The sequence below is a fragment of the Janthinobacterium breve genome, from assembly GCF_051380895.1.
GTDB lineage: Bacteria > Pseudomonadota > Gammaproteobacteria > Burkholderiales > Burkholderiaceae_D > Janthinobacterium.
In genome coordinates this window covers 114,089-134,305 of the sequence record NZ_JBNYXY010000008.1, presented here as the reverse complement: position 1 = coordinate 134,305, position 20,217 = coordinate 114,089, and the positions used below count along the sequence as shown (strand labels likewise).

The 20,217-nt window shown below is 60.4% G+C and carries 17 protein-coding genes; 4 read left to right on the top strand and 13 right to left on the bottom strand.

Annotated features, from left to right (window positions below; translation table 11 throughout):
• Positions 1–16 precede the first annotated feature (16 nt).
• The 10 genes from ACQ4W0_RS17090 to rpsB form a co-directional block, all read right to left on the bottom strand.
• Positions 17–535 carry an OmpH/Skp family outer membrane protein gene (locus ACQ4W0_RS17090; RefSeq protein ID WP_102122149.1) on the bottom strand — a complete coding sequence of 173 codons (519 nt, stop codon included), beginning with the start codon at positions 533–535 and terminating at the stop codon, positions 17–19.
• Positions 536–586: 51 nt separating this feature from the next.
• Positions 587–2,923 carry an outer membrane protein assembly factor BamA gene (bamA, locus tag ACQ4W0_RS17085; RefSeq protein ID WP_436577818.1) on the bottom strand — a complete coding sequence of 779 codons (2,337 nt, stop codon included), beginning with the start codon at positions 2,921–2,923 and terminating at the stop codon, positions 587–589.
• Positions 2,924–3,006: 83 nt separating this feature from the next.
• Positions 3,007–4,368, bottom strand: coding sequence for an RIP metalloprotease RseP (gene rseP, locus ACQ4W0_RS17080; protein WP_436577817.1), 1,362 nt, complete (start codon positions 4,366–4,368; stop codon positions 3,007–3,009).
• On the bottom strand, positions 4,365–5,549 hold the full coding sequence (gene ispC / locus ACQ4W0_RS17075; RefSeq protein ID WP_436577816.1) for a 1-deoxy-D-xylulose-5-phosphate reductoisomerase: 1,185 nt from the start codon (positions 5,547–5,549) through the stop codon (positions 4,365–4,367). The genes rseP and ispC overlap by 4 nt, the downstream gene beginning before the upstream one ends.
• A gap of 8 nt (positions 5,550–5,557) precedes the next feature.
• On the bottom strand, positions 5,558–6,391 hold the full coding sequence (locus ACQ4W0_RS17070) for a phosphatidate cytidylyltransferase (RefSeq protein ID WP_436577815.1): 834 nt from the start codon (positions 6,389–6,391) through the stop codon (positions 5,558–5,560).
• Positions 6,391–7,158, bottom strand: a complete 768-nt coding sequence (uppS, locus tag ACQ4W0_RS17065; protein WP_426072878.1) for a polyprenyl diphosphate synthase — start codon at positions 7,156–7,158, stop codon at positions 6,391–6,393. Before uppS ends, ACQ4W0_RS17070 begins: the two co-directional genes overlap by 1 nt.
• Before the next feature lie 99 nt (positions 7,159–7,257).
• A complete protein-coding gene (gene frr / locus ACQ4W0_RS17060) occupies positions 7,258–7,818 on the bottom strand; it encodes a ribosome recycling factor (protein ID WP_102122155.1) in 561 nt (186 codons plus the stop codon).
• Between the two features lie 176 nt (positions 7,819–7,994).
• Positions 7,995–8,711 (bottom strand): UMP kinase, encoded by a 717-nt coding sequence (pyrH, locus tag ACQ4W0_RS17055; protein ID WP_071077758.1) that lies wholly within the window; start codon positions 8,709–8,711, stop codon positions 7,995–7,997.
• A 147-nt stretch (positions 8,712–8,858) separates the two neighbouring features.
• Entirely contained in the window at positions 8,859–9,770 is a 912-nt protein-coding gene (gene tsf, locus ACQ4W0_RS17050) for a translation elongation factor Ts (RefSeq protein WP_436577814.1), read from the bottom strand.
• Between the two features lie 158 nt (positions 9,771–9,928).
• Positions 9,929–10,681, bottom strand: coding sequence for a 30S ribosomal protein S2 (rpsB, locus tag ACQ4W0_RS17045; protein WP_219135456.1), 753 nt, complete (start codon positions 10,679–10,681; stop codon positions 9,929–9,931).
• A gap of 421 nt (positions 10,682–11,102) precedes the next feature.
• On the opposite strand from rpsB, the gene map reads away from it, so the two are divergent.
• The 4 genes from map (at position 11,103) to ACQ4W0_RS17025 (ending at position 16,232) form a co-directional block, all read left to right on the top strand.
• Complete coding sequence (map, locus tag ACQ4W0_RS17040) at positions 11,103–11,915, top strand: type I methionyl aminopeptidase (RefSeq protein ID WP_436577813.1); 813 nt, start codon at positions 11,103–11,105, stop codon at positions 11,913–11,915.
• A gap of 45 nt (positions 11,916–11,960) precedes the next feature.
• Entirely contained in the window at positions 11,961–14,528 is a 2,568-nt protein-coding gene (locus tag ACQ4W0_RS17035) for a [protein-PII] uridylyltransferase (protein ID WP_436577812.1), read from the top strand.
• A gap of 42 nt (positions 14,529–14,570) precedes the next feature.
• Complete coding sequence (locus ACQ4W0_RS17030) at positions 14,571–15,320, top strand: pseudouridine synthase (RefSeq protein WP_436525271.1); 750 nt, start codon at positions 14,571–14,573, stop codon at positions 15,318–15,320.
• A 147-nt stretch (positions 15,321–15,467) separates the two neighbouring features.
• On the top strand, positions 15,468–16,232 hold the full coding sequence (locus tag ACQ4W0_RS17025) for a flagellar brake protein (protein WP_436577811.1): 765 nt from the start codon (positions 15,468–15,470) through the stop codon (positions 16,230–16,232).
• A gap of 177 nt (positions 16,233–16,409) precedes the next feature.
• Here ACQ4W0_RS17025 and def read toward each other — a convergent pair whose 3' ends face one another.
• From def to ligA, 3 genes are read right to left on the bottom strand one after another with little or no spacing between them, the layout of a single operon-like run.
• Positions 16,410–16,946 carry a peptide deformylase gene (gene def, locus ACQ4W0_RS17020; RefSeq protein WP_436577810.1) on the bottom strand — a complete coding sequence of 179 codons (537 nt, stop codon included), beginning with the start codon at positions 16,944–16,946 and terminating at the stop codon, positions 16,410–16,412.
• The gene (gene galU, locus ACQ4W0_RS17015) at positions 16,943–17,836 is read right to left on the bottom strand and encodes a UTP--glucose-1-phosphate uridylyltransferase GalU (RefSeq protein ID WP_436577809.1); all 894 of its coding nucleotides are present in this window, start codon (positions 17,834–17,836) and stop codon (positions 16,943–16,945) included. Before galU ends, def begins: the two co-directional genes overlap by 4 nt.
• A 24-nt stretch (positions 17,837–17,860) precedes the next feature.
• Positions 17,861–20,212, bottom strand: a complete 2,352-nt coding sequence (gene ligA / locus ACQ4W0_RS17010; protein ID WP_436577808.1) for an NAD-dependent DNA ligase LigA — start codon at positions 20,210–20,212, stop codon at positions 17,861–17,863.
• Positions 20,213–20,217 lie beyond the last annotated feature (5 nt).

The following is a 20,217-nucleotide window of genomic DNA, read 5'->3' as shown; positions in this document are numbered from 1 at the left end:
CCTTATTTTGTTACTGTTACTTGTCCAGCGCCTTCAAGACCTTGTCGGTAATGTCGATGCGCGGGCTGGCCCACAGGGCTTCCTGCAGCACGATGTCATATCCTTCGATATGCGCCATCTGCTGGATGATGGTGTTGGCTTTTTCCGCGATGGCGCTGCGCTCTTCGTTCGTGCGCTGGCTCAAGTCTTCGCGAAATTCGCGCTGACGGCGTTGCAGCTCCTTGTCCAGCTCGAAAAACTCGCGCTGGCGCTTGGCGCGCTCGGCCTCGCTCAGGGTAGGCATGTCCTTTTCCAGTGCTTCATTGGCCACCTTGAAGCGGCTGGCCAATTCCTGCACGGCTTTTTCGCGCGAGCGGAACTCTTCGGCCAGCTTGGCGCTGGCCGCCTTGGCCAGCCTCGATTCGTTATAAATACGTTCGCTGCTGATCCAGGCGATCTTCGAATCCTGAGCCTGCGCCTGCACCGGCAACAGCGAACTCCAGCACAATGCAATCACGGCAAGGGACTTGGGCAGGGTAGCGGATGCGGTGTTCATGATACTCCATGGTCAAAAGGTGAAAGCTGTCGCCCCGGTTCAGATGGCCGGTTAGAAACCGGTGCCCATCTGGAACTGGAAGCGCTCCAGGCGGTCCGTCGGCTTGGCGTTCAGCGGCTTGGCATAGCTCAGCTTGAGCGGGCCCACCGGCGAAATCCAGCTGATGCCCAAGCCAGCAGAATAGCGCAATTGCGAGATCCGCATTTTTTCGCCTTCCTGGTAGACCTGGCCGCCGTCAAGGAAACCGAACCAGCGCAAGCTGCGGTCATTGCCCGAACCGGGGAATGGCATCTGCAGTTCGGCGTTACCGATCAGGCGCGAAGCGCCGCCCAATGCATCGTTGGTGCTCGGCTCGACCGCGCCCAGCGAGGAACTCAGGTAGCCGCGCACCGAACCGATGCCGCCGCCGTAGAAGTTCTTGAAGACCGGATACACGTGATTGCCGATGCCGTGGCCGTAATCAAGCTCGCCCTTGAGCGCCAGGGTGACCTTGCTGAACAGCGGACGGAAATACTGGTGCTCATAGATGGCACGGAAGTATTTCTGGTCGCCGATCAGGTCAGCCTCCAGGTTGACGCGCTGGTAGCGGCCGATCGATGGCGTCAGGGCGCTGTCGCGGCTGTCGCGTTGCCATGCCGCCGTCAGCGGGATGGAGTTCGTCGTGGCCGAACCGATACCGTCCGACGGGCCGCCATTGTCGATCACGTACTGCTTGAAGCGGACCGGGCTGGTGATGTCAGTTTCGATGCGCGAGCGCTCGGCGCCGATACCGAAGAAGACGGTGTCGACTTCCGAGAACGGCACGCCGAAACTGACACGACCACCGGTTTGCTTGATCTTGTAGCTGCCGATGTTCAGCGCCGGCGGTTCCGTCGTACGCAGGTAAACTTCAAAGCTGCGCGAAATGCCATCGTCCGTAAAGTACGGATTGGTTTGCGAAAACGCAATCGTGCGGCTGTAATGACTGGTATTGAGTTCGATGCCGACCGTGTTGCCGCTACCGGCGAAGTTGGCCTGCGAAATCGATGCCGACAGGGTGAACTTCTCCGATTGCGAGAAGGCGCCACCGATCAGGAAGTTACCCGTTGGTTTTTCCACCACCGTCACGTTGACGTCGACCTGGTCGGTTGAGCCCTGCGCTTCCGGCGTGTCGATGGTCACATCCTTGAAGTAGCCCAGGCGGTCGACGCGGTCGCGCGACAGTTTGATCTTGTTGCTGTCATACCAGGACGATTCGAACTGGCGGAATTCGCGGCGGATGACTTCATCGCGCGTGGTGGTGTTGCCGGCGATATTCATGTGGCGCACGTACACGCGCTTGCCCGGATCGATGAAGAAAGTAAAACCTACTTCATGCTTTTCACGGTTGATTTCCGGATTGGCATTGACGTTGGCAAAGGCATAGCCGAACGTGGCCAGGCGGTCCTGGATGCGTTTATTCGTGGCCGTCAGGCGCGCGCCCGAGTAAATCTCGCCTTCACGCATCAGGTTCAGGGCTTTCAGCTCTTCTTCGCGGCCGAACATCTCGCCTTCGAACTTGGTGCCGGCGATCTTGTACTTTTCACCTTCGGTGATATTGATCGTCAGGTAGATGTCTTTTTTATCGGGCGTGATCGACACTTGCGTGGAGTCGACCTGCATCTCGATATAGCCGCGGTCCAGGTAGTAGGACTTGAGCGACTCGATGTCGCCCGTCAGCTTGGTCTTCGAATACTGATCGGCTTTGGTGTACCAGCTGAACCAGCCGCCCGTGTTCAGGGCCAGTTGTTCGCGCAGTTCCTTGTCGCTGAAGGCCTTGTTGCCGACGATGTTGATCTGCTTGATGCGGGCCACGTCGCCCTCGTCGACGGCGAACACCACGTTGACGCGGTTACGCTCGATCGGCGTGACGGTGGTGGTGATCTTCACGCCGTACAGGCCATGCGACAGGTACTGGCGCTTGAGCTCCTGTTCCGCGCGGTCGACCGAAGCCTTATCGAAAATCTTGGCTTCGCCCACGCCGATTTCCTTCAATGCCTTGACCAGCACATCTTTCTCAAATTCCTTGGTGCCGGTGAATTCCACGGCAGCGATAGCCGGGCGCTCCTCGACCAGCACCACCAGCACGTCGCCATCGACTTCCAGGCGCACGTCCTTGAAAAAACCCGTCGCGTACAGGGCTTTGATGGCGGCGATACTCTTCTCGTCGGAGAACGTTTCGCCGACGCGCACTGGCAGGTAGCTGAAAACAGTACCCGCTTCGGTACGCTGGATCCCTTCGACCCGGATATCCTTGACAGTAAATGGCTGGACGGCCAGCGCATGGCCGGCACACAAGGCCATGACGGCGGCGCCGATCAGGCTGCGACGAAAGGAAGGCAAGGCAAAACGAGCAGAATGTAATTTCATTGGGGTTATTCAATGGGTAAATCAATGGACAACATACACAAAAGATTGCTTGTGCGACTCACGCAATGGCATCAACCACCGCCCTAATTAAGCAATCGCAACACGTCATTAAAGACGGCAAGCACCATCAAGGTCAGTAACAAACCGATCCCCAGGCGCTGGGCAATCTCGCCTACGCGCTCCGGCAAGGGGCGTCCGGTCAAAACTTCCAGCGAATAATACAGCAAATGCCCGCCATCCAGAACAGGAATGGGTAGCAAATTCATCACGCCCAGACTGATACTGATGAAGGCGATGAAGCTCAGGTAGCTTACCAGGCCGATGCGCGCCGTCTGGCCCGCGTAATCGGCGATGGTAATGGGCCCCGTCACATTCTTCAGCGAAACCTGGCCGGTGATCATTTTACCCAGCATTTTCAGGCTCATGACACTGGTATCCCAGACCTTGGCCGACGCCTTGCCCACGGCAGAGAACGGTCCGGAGGCCACGGTGATCATATCCGGCACCTGCCCCAGCTTTGCCTGGATCTTACCAACTGTTACAGCTCCCTCTGTCCCGGCGCCCGGCACGGCGTCCGGCGTAATGTGCAAGGTCAGGTCCTGGCCTTGGCGCAAGAGTTGCAATTGCAAGGTCCGGCCAGGCGCCTGGCTCAGGGTGGCGATGACGGCCGCCACATCGTGCACGGGCTGCTCGTCGATGGCCAGAATCTGGTCGTTTTTCTGCAGGCCGGCGCGCGCGGCGGCGCCACCAGGCATGATTTCCATCAGGGTGGGCGCGGAACGGGCCAGGGTCAGGCCCAGCTTGCCCAGCACGTCGCCTTCCAGGTCGGTTTCCGTCAGGCTGGCCGTCGGCAAGGTCGCTTCCTGCTGGCCACGGTCGGGACGGCGCACTTCGATGCGCGCCGGCTGCTTGTCGAGGGTGGCCTGGATCAGTTCCCAGCGCAGCTCGGACCAGCTGGCCACGGTCTTGCCATTCACCGTTTCAACCGTATCGCCGCTGCGCAAGCCGGCCGCAAAGGCTGCCGTCTGCTCGGCCACAGGACCGAGCTTGCTCGACGGCTCTTCGATGCCATGCATGAACAGACCCGCGTACAGCACGATGGCGACGAGGAAATTGGCCAGCGGGCCGGCGGCCACGATGGCAATGCGGCGCCACACGCTCTGGCGCGTGAATTCACGGCGCAATTCGCTTTCCGGCAAATCGCTGAGGTCTTGCGCACGGCTGTCGAGCATGCTGACATAGCCACCCAGCGGCAGCGCGGAAATCGCCCATTCCGTCTGGTCCTTGCCAAACTTGCGCGAATACACCACTTTTCCCATGCCAATCGAGAAGCGCAGCACTTTCACGCCACACCAGCGCGCCACCAGATAGTGCCCCAGCTCGTGCAGGGTAATCAGGGAACCGAGCGCGACGATAAAGGCCAGCAAGGTGGTAATCAGCGTCATGCGGCCAGCCTTTGGGCGATATACGCGTGCGCGGCCACGCGGGCCAGGCGATCCTGCTCCATCACGACCTCGATGCTGGAGGCGGCGCCATGCGGCACCGTCTCGATCACATGCGCGATGACGCGGTCGATCTGGCGGAAGCCGATCTGCTCGTCGAGGAAGGCTTGCACGGCCACTTCATTGGCCGCGTTCAGCAAGGCCGGCGCCGTGCCGCCCGCGCGCAAGGCGTCAAACGCCAGCGCCAGACAGGGGAAACGACGGAAATCGGGACGTTCGAACTGCAGGGTGGCCACTTGCGCCAGATCAAGCTGCGCCACGCCGGAAGCGATACGCTGCGGATAGGCCAGCGCATGCGCGATCGGCGTGCGCATGTCCGGGTTACCCAGCTGGGCCAGCACGGAACCGTCGATATACGACACCATCGAATGAATCACGCTTTGCGGATGAATCAGCACTTCGATCTGCTCGGCCGGCGCGCCGAACAGCCAGTGCGCCTCGATCACTTCGAGGCCCTTGTTCATCATGGTGGCCGAATCGACGGAAATCTTGCGTCCCATGGCCCAGGTCGGATGCTTGCACGCCTGCTCCGGCGTGACCGTATCGAGCGTCTCGACGTCACGCGTGAGGAAAGGGCCGCCGGAAGCCGTCAGCACGATTTTCGCCACGCCTGCCGCGCCTGGCGTGCGGCCATGGGCATGCGGCATGCATTGGAAGATCGCATTATGCTCGCTGTCGATGGGCAGCAGCACGGCGCCGTTATCGTGCACGGCATCGATGAACAGCTGGCCGGACATGACCAGCGCTTCTTTATTGGCCAGCAATACTTTCTTGCCGGCACGCGCCGCCGCCAGGGTGGGCGCCAGGCCGGCCGCGCCGACGATGGCCGCCATCACGCCCGTCACTTGCGGCGTGCTGGCGATGGCGCACAGGGCCTCCACGCCGTACTCGACTTGCGTATCGACGCCCTGCCCGCGCAGCAAACGCGTCAGTTCAAGGGCGGCATCTGCCGTGCCGACGACGGCGCGCTGTGGACGGAACTGCAAGCACTGCGCGGCCAGTTCGGCCACGCGGCTATGCGCGCTCAACGCATACACGCTGTATTGCTCGGGATGACGCGCGAGCACGTCCAGGGTGGACACGCCGATCGAGCCGGTCGCGCCAAGGATGGTGATGTATTGCATGAGTTTCCTTAAAGCCAGCTGGCCACGAGGGCGGCAAATGGCAGGACCGGAATCAGCGCGTCGATACGGTCGAGTACACCGCCATGGCCGGGCAGCAGCTTGCTGCTGTCCTTGATGCCGGCGCGGCGCTTCAGCTGGGATTCGAACAGGTCGCCGACGATGCTGGCAGCGACGATCAGCAGCAGCACCGGCAAGGCCACCAGCCAGCCGCGGCGCAATTGCAGCTGCACGGCGAAGGTGTCTTGCAGGACCGGCAGCGATGGCGCGGCAACGATGGTGATGGCGGCGATGAGCAGCACGGCAATCCCGCCGCCGATGGCACCTTCCCAGGATTTCCCAGGGGAAATACTTGGCGCCAGCTTGCGCTTGCCGAAAGCCTTGCCTGAGAAATATGCGCCGATATCGGCGATCCATACCAGCGCCATGACGGACAGCAGGAACAAAGGGCTATGCAGGAACAAGGCGATGATGGCGACGAAGCAACCGACGATGGTCACCGGGTACACCAGGCTGAGCAAGGTATTGCCCAGGCCTTCGGTGGGAGGCAAGCCCGTCGCCAGCGAGGGTACGAAACGGATCAGCCAGATGGCCACGCACAGGGCAAACCAGAAATTGAGCTGCGCCATGCCGTTACCGACAAAAAACGTATACGCGAAGGCGGCAGTCCAGACGGCAGCAATCAGCAGCGCCTGGCGATTTTTAAAAATGCGGAAGCTTTCCCAGACGGCGGCGCCGAAGAACGCCGTGGCGATCACGGCGAAGGCGGGGAAATAATTCAGATACAGAACCGGCAGCAAGACCGCCAAGAGGACCAGGGCGGTGATTATCCGTGTTTTCAGCATCAGTTTGTCTTTTCAGTTAATTGCGCGCTGGTACGGCCAAAGCGCCGTTCGCGCTGCTGGTAAGACGCGATTGCCGCGTCGAGGCACTCGTCATTGAAGTCGGGCCAGAAAGTCTCGGTAAAAAACAGCTCAGTGTACGCCAGTTGCCACAGCAGGAAATTGGAAATGCGCTGCTCGCCGCCCGTGCGGATGAACAGGTCAGGCTCGGGCGCATAGGCCATGGCCAGGTGCGGCGCCAGTTGTTCTTCCGTGTAAGCCTGTCCGGCAGGCTGGCCATTGGCGGCAGCCTCGACCGTCATTTTGTTGACTGCCTGCATGATGTCCCAGCGGCCGCCGTAATTCGCGCAGATCGTCACCGTCAGACGCGTGTTACGCGCCGTCTTGCGTTCCGCATTGGCGATCAGGGTTTGCAGCTGGTCGTTGAAGCGCGACAGGTCCCCCACCACTTTCAGGCGGATGTCGTTGGCATGCATCTTGACCACTTCGCGTTCCAGCATGGTGACGAACAGGCGCATCAGCATCGACACCTCTTCTTCCGGGCGGCGCCAGTTTTCCGAGCTGAAAGCAAACAGGGTCAGATATTCGACGCCCCGTTCGAGGCAGGTCTCGACGACACCGCGCACGGCGTCAGCGCCCTTGACGTGGCCAGCCACGCGGGGCAGGAAGCGCTTGGTTGCCCAGCGGCCATTGCCATCCATAATGATTGCCACATGGCGCGGCACTGTGCCCACCTCAGGTACTGCCGTTGTCGAACTCGAATAGATCATGAAAACACGAACACCAAAAATAAAAGATAACTATTATGCGCCAAATAGCACTGCCCGGAAAAGCCATGCTTTCCCGGGCAGCGTCAAAAGGACTGAAAACTAGACCGTCAGCACTTCTTTTTCTTTGTCGACCACCATCTTGTCGATGTCGGCAATAAACTTGTCCGTCAGCTTCTGCACTTCTTCCGACGAGCGGCGCTCATCGTCCTCGGAGCAGGCTTTTTCCTTGACCAGTTTCTTCAGCGACTCGTTCGCATCGCGGCGAATGTTACGCACGGCAATCTTCGCGTCTTCCGCTTCGGTCTTGACCAGCTTGACCATTTCCTTGCGACGCTCTTCCGTCAGCGGCGGCGTCGGGACGCGGATCAGGTCGCCCTGCGCCGAGGGATTCAAGCCCAGGTCGGCGTCGCGGATGGCTTTTTCGATGGTGTTGGCCATCTTTTTTTCGTACGGCTGCACACCGATGGTGCGCGCGTCGATCAGGGTCACGTTGGCGACCTGGGTCAGCGCCGTCGGCGAACCGTAGTAATCGACCATCACATGGTCCAGGATACCCGTATGGGCGCGGCCGGTACGCACTTTGGCCAAGTCGGCCCGCAGTGTTTCCAGCGACTTCGTCATGCGTTCCTGGGTGTTCTTTTTAACGTCAGCTAAGGACATGCTGCTCTCCTGTGGTAGCGCCTGTCAAAACCTGCTGCGCGTCGGCATAGGCGGCTTGCGATGCTCACCGTACCTCGGTACGGTTGCGCTTCTCGGCCACCTCTTCCTTCCGCTCGCGACGGTTTTGTCAGGCGTTGTTAATGATAATGAATCTTGAAATTACTACTAATACTAATTTAGACGTGAACCAAAGTGCCTTCGTCTTCACCCATGATGACGCGCATCAGCGCGCCTGGCTTCGTGATCGAAAACACCTTGATCGGCAGTTTCTGGTCACGGCACAGGGCGAATGCGGTGGCATCCATCACTTGCAGGTGCTTGGCGATGGCGTCGTCGAAGGTAATCGTGTGGAACAGGGTCGCGTTCGGATCCTTCTTCGGATCGGCCGTGTAGACGCCGTCGACCTTGGTGGCCTTCAGGACGATCTCGGCACTGATCTCGGAACCGCGCAGGGCGGCTGCCGTATCGGTGGTGAAGAACGGATTGCCGGTGCCGGCGGCGAAGACGACCACTTTGCCTTCTTCCAGGTATTGCAGGGCTTTCGGACGAACGTACGGCTCGACAACTTGCTCGATGCCGATGGCCGACATGACGCGCGCGACGATGCCGACGTGGCGCATGGCATCGGCCAGGGCCAGTGCATTCATCACGGTGGCAAGCATGCCCATGTAGTCGGCGGTGGCACGGTCCATGCCTTGCGCGCCAGGCGCAACGCCGCGGAAGATATTGCCGCCGCCAATCACGATTGCCAGTTCCACACCCAACTTCGCCACCTCGGCCACATCGGCCACCATGCGCTCGATCGTGGCGCGGTTGATGCCGTAGGGATCATCGCCCATCAGGGCTTCGCCGGACAACTTGAGGAGGACGCGCTTGTAGGCTGGTTTTGACATGAGCTGGGGCTCCATAAATGAGGTTATTCGAGTATGACATGGCGCAGCGCCTTGCAGCGCCGGATAGGCGCGCGGGGCTGCCCATGCCGCCGCCCGGCACGACAGGTGCGGGCGGGCCAAAAAAACGGGCCTCTCGGCCCGCTTTACTTACGCTCCCTGGGAGGCAGCCATCTGTGCTGCGACTTCTGCCGCGAAGTCGTCTTGCTTCTTCTCGATGCCCTCGCCTACCACGTACATGGCAAAACCTTTGACGCTGGTGTTAGCCGCCTTCAGCATTTGCTCAACTGACAGCTTGTCGTTTTTCACGAAAGCCTGGTTCAGCAGCGAAACTTCTTTCAGGAACTTCTGTACGGAACCTTCCAGGCGCTTGGCCAGGATTTCCGGCGATTGCGCTGGCTTGCCTTCGGCGGCCGCTTTGACTGCGTCTTCTTCGGCTTTCAGTTGTGCAACCGAACGCTCTTTTTCGATCAGTTCCGCAGGAACTTCGTTCGAAGACAGCGACACTGGCTTCATGGCAGCGATGTGCATGGCCACGTCTTTGCCTACTTGCTCATCGGCGCCGTCGAATTCGACGATCACGCCAATGCGCGCGCCGTGCAGGTACGACGCCAGCTTGTTGCTGGTTTCGAAACGCTGGAAGCGGCGGATGGTCATGTTTTCGCCGATTTTGCCGATCAGGGCAGCGCGCACGTCGTCCAGGGTCTTGCCATCGAGTGGCAGGGCCAGCAGGGCAGCTACGTCAGCCGGGTTGTGTTCTGCTACCAGACGGGCAGCGTTGTTGGCCAGTGCCAGGAAATCATCGTTTTTCGCAACGAAGTCGGTTTCCGAGTTCACTTCGACCAGGGCGCCTACGCCATTGGCGATGTAGGTTGCCACGACGCCTTCAGCGGTAATGCGTGCCGATGCTTTCGATGCCTTGCCGCCCAGCTTGACGCGCAGGATCTCTTCCGCACGCGCCATGTCGCCTTCGGCTTCGGTCAGTGCTTTTTTGCATTCCATCATTGGTGCGTCGGTTTTGCCGCGCAATTCGCCTACCATCGCTGCTGTAATCGCTGCCATGTGTTTCTCCTGATTCGGTGAGTCGATAGTCGCGGCCGGGCATGCATGCCTCGCCAGCGGTCCCTATCGTTTTTTTGTTAAAAAAAAGGGGGAGCTGCTGCCACCCCTTTTCCCTTACTGCTGTGCTTACAAACGGCTATCTCGCGATAGCCTGGCCATTAAGCCTGTTCGTTCACTTCGACGAATTCGTCGCCAGCGGCTGCTTTAACCATTTCAACAACTTCGTTACCGGCAGCTGCACGACCTTCGATGATTGCATCAGCAACACCGCGAGCGTACAACATGATGGCTTTCGAGGAGTCATCGTTACCTGGGATCACGAAGTTCACGCCTTCTGGGGAGTGGTTGGTATCGACAATGCCGATGACCGGGATACCCAGTTTAGCTGCTTCGGTGATCGCACCTTTGTGGTAACCGACGTCCACAACGAAGATTGCGTCAGGAATGCCGCCCATGTCCTTGATGCCGCCGATCGATTTTTGCAGTTTGATCATTTCGCGCGAGAACATCAGCGCTTCTTTTTTCGACAGCTTCTCGATCGAACCGTCTTCAACCATGACTTCCATGTCTTTCAGACGCTTGATCGAGGTTTTGATCGTTTTGAAGTTGGTCAGCATGCCGCCCAACCAACGTTGATCAACGAAAGGCACGCCAGCGCGTTGTGCTTCAGCGGCGATGATTTCGCGCGCTTGACGCTTGGTGCCAACCATCAGGATGGTGCCACGGTTTGCAGCCAGTTGACGCACGTGCTTCATTGCGTCCTGATACATCGCCATGGTTTTTTCCAGGTTGATGATGTGGATCTTGTTGCGATGGCCGAAGATGAACGGTGCCATTTTTGGATTCCAAAAACGGGTTTGGTGACCAAAGTGGACACCGGCTTCCAGCATTTCGCGCATTGTTACGGACATTATTAACTCCAGGGTTGGGTCTGGAATCCGATCAGTCACCATACAGGCACCCTTGTCGACCGGATTCGCGTGTTTATATAAATTAAAGACACTTTTACTGCTGTTTACTGCATTGCCCAAAAGAGAATTCAAGCAACGCAGGATTCTACACCGAAATGACCGCCACATCAAGTCCGCACTGCAAATCGCCCGCACTGCGGAGGCGCTCGATGCACCACGCTGGTGCAGGGCGTGGTCGCGTCGCCGCTTCACCCCGATTTCCCCACAAATCCCTGCCCGGCCATAGGAAGGAGGCGGCGGATTCAGGGCACCTCGTTTATAATTTCGACATATTTGCAGACTTTTCCCCGTACCGCAGGACTCGTCTGTGCTTTTCACCCGTGCTTTTCAGCCGACTATCTTGCAGATTGCGAATTACATCATGCCCACCATCCGTATCAATAGCGCCGCCGACATCGAAGGCATGCGCGTTGCCGGCAAGCTCGGCGCCGAAGTACTCGATTACATCACGCCCTTCGTCAAGGTCGGCGTCACGACCGGCGAACTGGACCGCCTGTGTCACGAATACATGGTCAATGTACAGGGCACCATTCCTGCTCCGCTGAACTATTGCCCACCCGGCTACACGCCCTACCCGAAAGCCATCTGCACCTCCGTCAACGACGTCATCTGCCATGGCATTCCGGGCGACAAGGTGCTCAAGAGCGGCGATACCGTCAACCTCGACATCACCGTCATCAAGGATGGCTACCATGGCGACAACAGCCGCATGTTCCTGGTCGGCACGCCCACCATCCTGACCAAGCGCCTGTCGGAAATCACCTATGAATGCATGTGGCTGGGAATCGACCAGATCAAGCCGGGCGCTCACTTGGGCGATATCGGCCATGCCATCCAGCAGCACGCGGAAAAAGCCGGCTACAGCGTGGTGCGCGAATTCTGCGGCCACGGCATCGGCAAGGTGTTCCATGAAGAGCCGCAGGTGTTGCACTACGGCAAACCTGGCACCCTGGAACGCCTGGATGCGGGCATGATCTTCACGGTCGAGCCGATGATCAACGCCGGCCGCCGCGAGATCCGCGAAATGAACGATGGCTGGACCATCAAGACCAAGGATCGCAGCCACTCGGCGCAATGGGAACACACGGTGCTGGTGACGGAAACCGGTTATGAAGTACTGACCGTCTCGCCCGGCATGCCGCCACCGCCGGACTTCATCACGAACAAAGCCTGATCCCGCCATCCAGCCAGCCAAACGCACCGCCACCCCAGGGCCCAGATGAAAAAGCAAGTTCGGGAACAGCTGAAACAGCAACTGAAAGCCGACCGCCAGGTCGTCATTGCGGCCTTCCAGGCCGACGGCAAGCCTGAAAAACTGCTGCGCAGCCTACGCCACAGCGTCGATGGGGTGCTGGCGCGCGCCTGGCAGGAAGCGGGACTGCCGCCCGGCACGGCCCTGGTGGGCGTGGGCGGCTACGGCCGCGGCGAACTGTTTCCGTATTCCGACGTCGACCTGCTGATCCTGCTGCAGCAGGCGCCCGACGCGGCGACGCAGGAAAAACTCGAGGAGCTGGTGCAACTGCTGTGGGACCTGGGTCTGGAAATTGGCCACAGCATTCGCACGGTCGAGGAATGCCTGGTCGAATCGAAAGCCGACATCACCGTGCAAACCAGCCTGCTCGAAGCGCGCCTCGTGTGCGGCAACGCGGACTTGTTCGCGCAATTGCAGCAGCGCTACGAGGCGGCAATGGACCCGCAGGCGTTTTTCCAGGCGAAAACGGCGGAAATGCGCCAGCGCCATGCGAAATACGAAGACACGGCCTTCAGCCTGGAACCGAATTGCAAGGAAAGCCCGGGCGGCTTGCGCGACCTGCAGGTCATCCTGTGGGTGGCCAAGGCGGCCGGCCTGGCCAATTCCTGGCGCACCCTCGCCACAGGCGGCCTGATCACCCTGACGGAAGCGCGCCAGTTGATGGAAAAGGAGCGCGCCTTCAAGGATATCCGCGTGCGCCTGCACCTGCATGCGGGCCGGCGCGAAGACCGCCTTGTGTTCGACGTGCAGACGGCGATCGCCGAATCGCTGGGCCTGCAGGCCACGGGCAGCGGGCCAAACATGCGCCGCGCCAGCGAGTTCCTCATGCAGCGCTACTACTGGGCCGCCAAGACGGTGACCCAGCTCAACACGATTCTGCTGCAAAATATCGAGGCACGGCTGTTTCCACAAGACGATGTGGCCGTGCCCATCAACGAACGCTTCAATGAAGTCAACAGCCTGATCGATATCAGCGCCGACGATACGTTCGAGCAATACCCGTCCGCCATGCTGGAAATTTTCGTGCTGATGACGGAGCGCCCGGCCCTGAAGGGCATGACGTCGCGCGCCACGCGGGCCCTGTGGCACGCGCGCTTCAAGATCGACGCGCCCTTCCGCCAGGACCCCGTCAACCGCGCCCTCTTCCTGCGCATCATGCGGGCGCCCGTGGGCATCATCCACGCGCTGCGGCGCATGAACGAGATGAGCATCCTGGGGCGCTACCTGCCGAACTTCCGCCGCATCGTGGGCCAGATGCAGCATGACCTGTTCCACGTGTACACGGTAGACCAGCACATTTTGATGGTGGTGCGCAACATGCGCCGCTTCACCATGAGCGAACACGCGCACGAATACCCGTTCTGCAGCCAGCTGATGGCCGATTTCTCGCAATCGTGGCTGTTGTACGTGGCGGCCCTGTTCCACGACATCGCCAAGGGCCGCGGCGGCGACCACTCGAAGCTGGGCGTGGCCGACGCCACCCAGTTCTGCCAGGAGCACGGCCTGTCGGCCGAGGATACGGAACTCATCGCTTTCCTGGTGGAAAATCACCTGACCATGTCGCAAGTGGCGCAAAAGCAGGACCTGTCCGATCCGGACGTCATCGCCGCCTTTGCGAAAGTGGTCAAGGACGAGCGCCACCTGACGGGCCTGTACCTGCTGACGGTGGCCGACATCCGCGGCACCAGCCCGAAAGTGTGGAATGCCTGGAAGGGCAAGCTGCTGGAGGACCTGTACAAAATCACCTTGCGCGTGCTGGGCGGCGAGCCGCACACGGCCGACCGCGAGCTGAAGAACCGCCAGCAGGAAGCGCTGGCCACCCTGCGCCTGTACGGTTTGCCGCCAGACGCGCACCTGAAACTGTGGCAGCAGCTGGACGTGGCGTATTTCCTGCGCCACGACGCCTCCGACATCGCCTGGCAGACGCGCTCGCTGTATGACAAGCTCGACAGCAAGTTGCCGGTGGTAAAATGCCGGCTGGCGCCCATCGGCGAAGGCTTGCAGGTGGCCGTGTACATTCCCGACCAGCCCGATCTGTTCGCGCGCATCTGCAGCTATTTCGACCGCAAGAATTTCAGCATCCTCGACGCGAAGATCCACACGACCAGGAATGGTTATGCGCTCGATACTTTTCTCGTCACCGAGCAGAACTTTGCCAAGAGCTACCGCGACATCATCAGCCTGATCGAGCATGAGCTGGGCGAACTGCTGCAGTCGCAAACGCCGCTGCCGCCGCCGGGCAAGGGGCGGCTGTCGCGCCTGTCGCGCACCTTCCCCTTCCAGCCGACGGTGGATTTGCGGCCCGATGAACGGGGCCAGTACTACCTGCTGTCGGTGGCCGCCAACGACCGCACGGGCCTGCTGTATGCAATCGCCAATGTGCTGACCAAGTACCGCATCAACTTGCACACGGCCAAGATCATGACCCTGGGCGAGCGGGTCGAAGACGTCTTCCTCGTCGACGGCCCCGCGCTCAACAATGCCCGCAACCAGATATTGCTGGAAACCGATTTACTCGATGCGCTGAAAGTGTAATGACCTCCGCGCAACGCCTACCCTTACTGAAACTGAAACAACATGACCGAAGAATTATTACGCTTGTCCAAACGCATGTCCGAACTGGGCCTGTGCTCGCGCCGTGAAGCCGATGAATGGATCGCGCGCGGCTGGGTCCGCGTAGATGGCAAGGTGGTGTCCGAGCTGGGCAGCAAAGTCACCCCCAGCCAGCGCGTCACCGTCGAACGGCAGGCGGCGGCCGAGCAGTCGAAACGCGTTACCGTCCTGATCAACAAGCCGATGGGCTATGTCAGCGGCCAGGCCGAAGATGGCTACACGCCGGCCGTGGCCCTGATCAAGGCGGAAAACCGCTGGGCGGAAGACCGCAGCCCGGAACAGTTCCACCCGACACAGCTGCGCAGCCTGGTGGCTGCCGGGCGCCTGGACATCGATTCCGTCGGCTTGCTGGTCTTGACGCAGGACGGGCGCGTGGCCAAGCAGCTGATCGGCCACGATACCGATATCGACAAGGAATACCTGGTGCGCGTGAGCTACACCAAGGGCGACACCCTGCCCGACAGCGAGCTGAAAAAGCTCAACCACGGCCTGTGGCTCGACGGCAAGCCGCTGCTGCCGGCCAAGGTGCGCTGGCAAAATGAAGACCAGCTGAGCTTTACCTTGCGCGAAGGCAAGAAACGCCAGATCCGCCGCATGTGCGAAGCCGTCGGCCTGAAAGTGCTGGGCCTGAAACGTGTGCGCATCGGCAAGGTCAAGCTGGGTGACTTGCCGACGGGCCAATGGCGCTACCTGAGCGCGGACGAACAGTTTTAAGCGACGGCATCAAGATGGCATGCGTCCCGGCATGCCATGCTATCTAAGCGAATATAGTGATATAAAATTAATCATTGTGATTTACTTAGTAAATATTGCCTTAAACCTATACACTATTCCCCATTAGAACAAAAGAGATACGCTGTCGTGAACGATCCCATCCCCAATCCCCTGCGCAAAGGCGCGCCCAGCCTGGCCGACGTGGCCGAGCCGATGGAGCCAGGCACCAAGCCGCACCATATGAGCGATCCGTGGGATATCGGCGAAACCCTGTGCAGCCTGGCTGATAACGGCGACGCCATTTCCATCTATCCGACGGGCGGCGAAGACGTCATCATGGCGCGCATATTGTCGGTCGACGACGACTTGCCGCAATTCGTACTGGAACTCAATGAAGGTGCCGCCCTGCCCGAAGGCGGCGCCACGTTTGTGTCGTGGGTGCAAAGCGCCAAGCTGCAATTTACCATCAATGGCGAATGGGAAGCCTATCCCGAGCGGCCAAACGTCTACCTGACGAACTTCCCCAGCCATTGCCTGGTACTGGAACGGCGCGAATCGACGCGCCTGGAAACACCGCTGGGTGTGTACTACCTGGCCGCCTTCGTGCTGGAGGGGCGCCCGTATGAACTGCAGCTGTATGATTTCTCTGCCGGCGGCATCGGCATGCGCGCCCACCCGCGCGATACGGTCGGCCTGTACGTGGGGCGCAAGCTGTCGCGCGTGCGCCTGGAGCTGGGACCGGACAAGGTCATGATCGCCGACCTGGAAATCCGCCTGTCGCGCACCTTCCGCTCTTTCCTGCTGGGCGAGCAAGTGCAGATCGGTTGCCGCTTCCTGAACCTGACGGATGCCATGCAGGATGAATTGAAAGCCTTGCTCGACAACCTGGGCAGCAGCCGCAAGGTGCGCTAGCTTCGCTTCACGCATGAAAAATGGCCGCCCAGCATATGCTGCGCGGCCATTTTTTGTTTGACAGTCAAAGTCGCGAGGCACCTGAAAAACGTTCAGGGCAAGGCGCCTTGCCGAAGACAGTACGAATAGTACGGCGAGGCAAGGCAACGCCGCCATGGGCGTTTTCTCAGGCGCCGATCAGTCGTCGTCGTTCGGGTCCAACTCGGGAAACATGACTTCCGTATAGCCGAATTGCGTGAAATCAACGATACGCATCGGATACAAAATGCCGTGCAGGTGGTCCACTTCATGCTGCACCACGCGGGCATGGAAGCCGTCGCAGTCGCGGCTGATGGGCTGGCCGAACTGGTCCACGCCTTCATAGTGCAACTCGCTCCAGCGCGGCACGCTGCCGCGCAGGCCTGGCACGGACAGGCAGCCTTCAAAGCCCTCTTCCTTGCGTTCCGACAGCGGCGTCAGCACCGGGTTGATCAACACGGTTTCCGGCACTTGCGGCGCGTCGGGATAGCGCAGATTCTGCTTGAAGCCGTAGATCACCAGTTGCAGGTTGACGCCGATCTGCGGCGCCGCCAGGCCTGCGCCATTGGCGGCATGCATGGTGTCGAACATGTCGGTGATCAAGGCATGCAATTCGGGCGTATCGAACTCACGCACGGGCTCGGCCATGCGCAGCAGACGCGGATCGCCCATCTTCAGAATTTCACGTACCGTCATTTTGCTTCCAGTGTCAATTGCAGTTCTTGCAGGTATGCGCGGAAGGCGGCGCCCGTTTCCGGATGTTTCATGCCCATCGCCGTCGTTGCCTTCAGATAACCAAGCTTGGAGCCGCAATCATAACGCTGCCCCTGGTAACGGTAAGCCAGCACGCGCTCTTCGCGCATCAGGGCAGCAATGCCGTCCGTCAACTGGATTTCACCGCCGGCGCCCGTGCCGATATTTTCCAGGTGGCTAAAGATACGGCTGGTCAACACATAACGGCCCACCACGGCCAGGGTCGATGGCGCCTCTTCTGGCGCAGGCTTTTCCACGATGGCCGAGACCAGCTCCAGGTCGGGCTGATAATTCTTTGCCGACACAATACCGTACTGCTTGGTTTCCGCGCGCGGCACATCCTGCACGGCCAGCAACGAGCAATTTTCATACTGAAAGACGTCGGTCATCTGCGCCAGCACGGGGCGCACGCCCTCTTCCACATCCATGAAATCGTCGGCCAGCAAGACCGCAAACGGCTCGTCGCCAATCACGGGACGGGCGCACAGTACGGCATGCCCCAAACCCAGCGGCGCCGACTGGCGGATGTAAATGCAATTGATGTGCTTGGGAATGACGTTTTGCACCATGTCGAGCAACTGGCGCTTGCCAGCCGCTTCCAGTTCCGATTCCAGCTCATAGGCAGTATCGAAATGGTCTTCGATGGCGCGCTTGTTGCGACCCGTGATGAAAATCATTTCCGTGATGCCCGCCGCCACCGCTTCTTCCACCGCGTACTGAATCAGCGGCTTGTCGACGATGGGCAGCATTTCCTTCGGTTGCGCCTTGGTCGCAGGCAAGAAACGGCTGCCCAGGCCGGCGACGGGAAAGACTGCTTTTCTGATTTTTTTCATGGGTCTTCTATAATATTTTAATGATTAGTCTTGCGCGAGCAAGGCCAGCAGGCCAGCTTCGTCGAGTATGGCCACGCCCAGTTCCTGCGCCTTGGCCAGCTTGCTGCCAGCGTCCGAACCGGCCACGACATAAGCTGTCTTCTTTGACACGGAACCGCTGACCTTGCCACCGGCCGCCTCGATCAGCTCTGCAGCCTCGTCGCGGCTCATATTGGGCAAGGTGCCCGTCAAGACGAAAGTCTTGCCGTCCAGCTTGCCGCCAGCGGCTGACATTTCAGGCAATTGTGACAGTAATTCATTTCGCAAGGCGTCCAGTTGAGCGAGCAGCTTGACATTGCCGTCATCGGCCAGCCATTGCGCCAGCGCTTCGGCCACGGCGGCAGGCAAGCCCGCGTGGAAGCTCGCGCCCTGCGCTGCCAGGCTGGCCAGGGTCACGCCCCGCTCCACCAGCTGCTTGCTGCGCGGTTCCGTCAGCTTGGGGATGCCGATGGCCGCCAGCAGCGTGGTTTGCTCCAGTTGCACGCGCAGCTTGGCGCTGGGCGCATGCTCGCCCTGCGGAATGACGCCAGCATCCAGCAATGCCTGCAGCGCCTGCTGGTTCTTTTCTTCAGCAAAGAAATCGGCAATCGACACGGCCACGGTGCCGCCGATGTCGGGCAACACGCGCAGCAAGGCCGCCGGCGCGCGACGCACATAGTCCAGGCTGCCCAGCCATTCGGCCAGGGTCTTGGCCGTCGATTCACCCACGTGGCGGATGCCCAGCGCAAACAGGAAACGCTCAAGCGGCGGGCGCTTGCTCGCTTCTATGCCCGCCAGCAAGTTTTCCGCCCATTTGGTGGGAATCTTGCCTTGTTGCACTGTTTCTGGCGTGGAGCCATCGCGCTCATCGGCGCGCAGCTTCATTTCCAGCAATTTCTCCAGGGTCAGGCTGTACAGATCCGCCAGGCCATGCACGTATTCCAGTTCGACCAGGGTATCGATATAACGTTCGCCCAGGCCTTCGATATCCATCATGCGGCGGCCCGCGAAATGGCGGAATGCTTCCTTGCGCTGGGCCGAACAGAACAGGCCGCCCGAGCAGCGGGCAATCGCCTCGCCCTCTTCACGCACCACGTGAGAATCGCAGACAGGACAGCGCTCCAGCATCTTGAACGGCAGCGGCGCCGGTTCGGGGCGCTTGTCCAGCACCACGGACAGCACTTCCGGGATCACGTCGCCGGCGCGGCGCACGACGACGGTATCGCCCACGCGCACATCCTTGCGCAGCACTTCGTCTTCATTGTGCAAGGTGGCGTTGGTCACCGTCACGCCGCCGACGGACACGGGCGCCAGGCGCGCCACGGGCGTCATGGCGCCCGTGCGGCCCACCTGGATGTCGATACCCAGCACCACCGTCAGCGCCTCTTCGGCGGGAAACTTGTGCGCCAGTGCAAAACGGGGCGCGCGCGACACAAAGCCCAGCTCCTGCTGGTCTTGCGTCGCGTTCACCTTGTAGACCACGCCGTCGATTTCATAGGGCAAGCCGGGGCGGCGCGCGCCGATATCGGCGTAGTAATCGAGCAAGCCCTGCGCACCCAGCACCACCTTGCGCTCCTTCGACACGGGTATGCCCAGGGTGTCGTACCAGTCCAGCAAGGCCGAATGCGAGGCCGGCATGGCGGCGCCATCAAGGGCGCCGATGCCGTACGCATAGAAGCGCAGCTTGCGCTGCGCCGTGATGCGCGAATCGAGCTGGCGCAGGCTGCCGGCCGCCGCATTGCGGGGATTGGCGAATTCCTTGTGCCCTGCTTCGCGCTGGCGTTCGTTCAGGCGGGCAAAATCGGCCTTGAACATCATCACTTCGCCGCGCACGTCGAGCACGGCCGGAATCTTCTCGCCCTGCAGGCGCAGCGGGATGCCGGCGATGGTGCGGATGTTCGCCGTCACGTCTTCGCCCGTGGCGCCATCGCCGCGCGTGGCCGCCTGCACGAACAAGCCGTGTTCATAACGCAGGTTGATGGCTAGGCCATCGAATTTCACTTCCGCCGCATACGCGACTTCCTGCGCATCGAGGTCCAGGCCTTCGCGCACGCGGCGGTCAAAGTTGACGATATCGTCATCGGAGAAACCATTATTCAGTGACAACATCGGCACTGCGTGCGTGACTTGCTCGAATTGCGGCAAGGGCGCCGCGCCCACGCGCAAGGTGGGCGAATCGGGTGCGCGCAGTTCGGGATGGGCCGCTTCCAGCGCCTGCAGTTCGAGAAACAGCTTGTCGTACTCGGCGTCGGGGATGGTGGGATTGTCGAGCACGTGGTAGGCGTGCAAATGCCGATTGAGTTCGGCATTGAGTGCCAGGACGCGCCGGGCGGCGTCCTGGTTAGTCAGATCAGTCATTATTG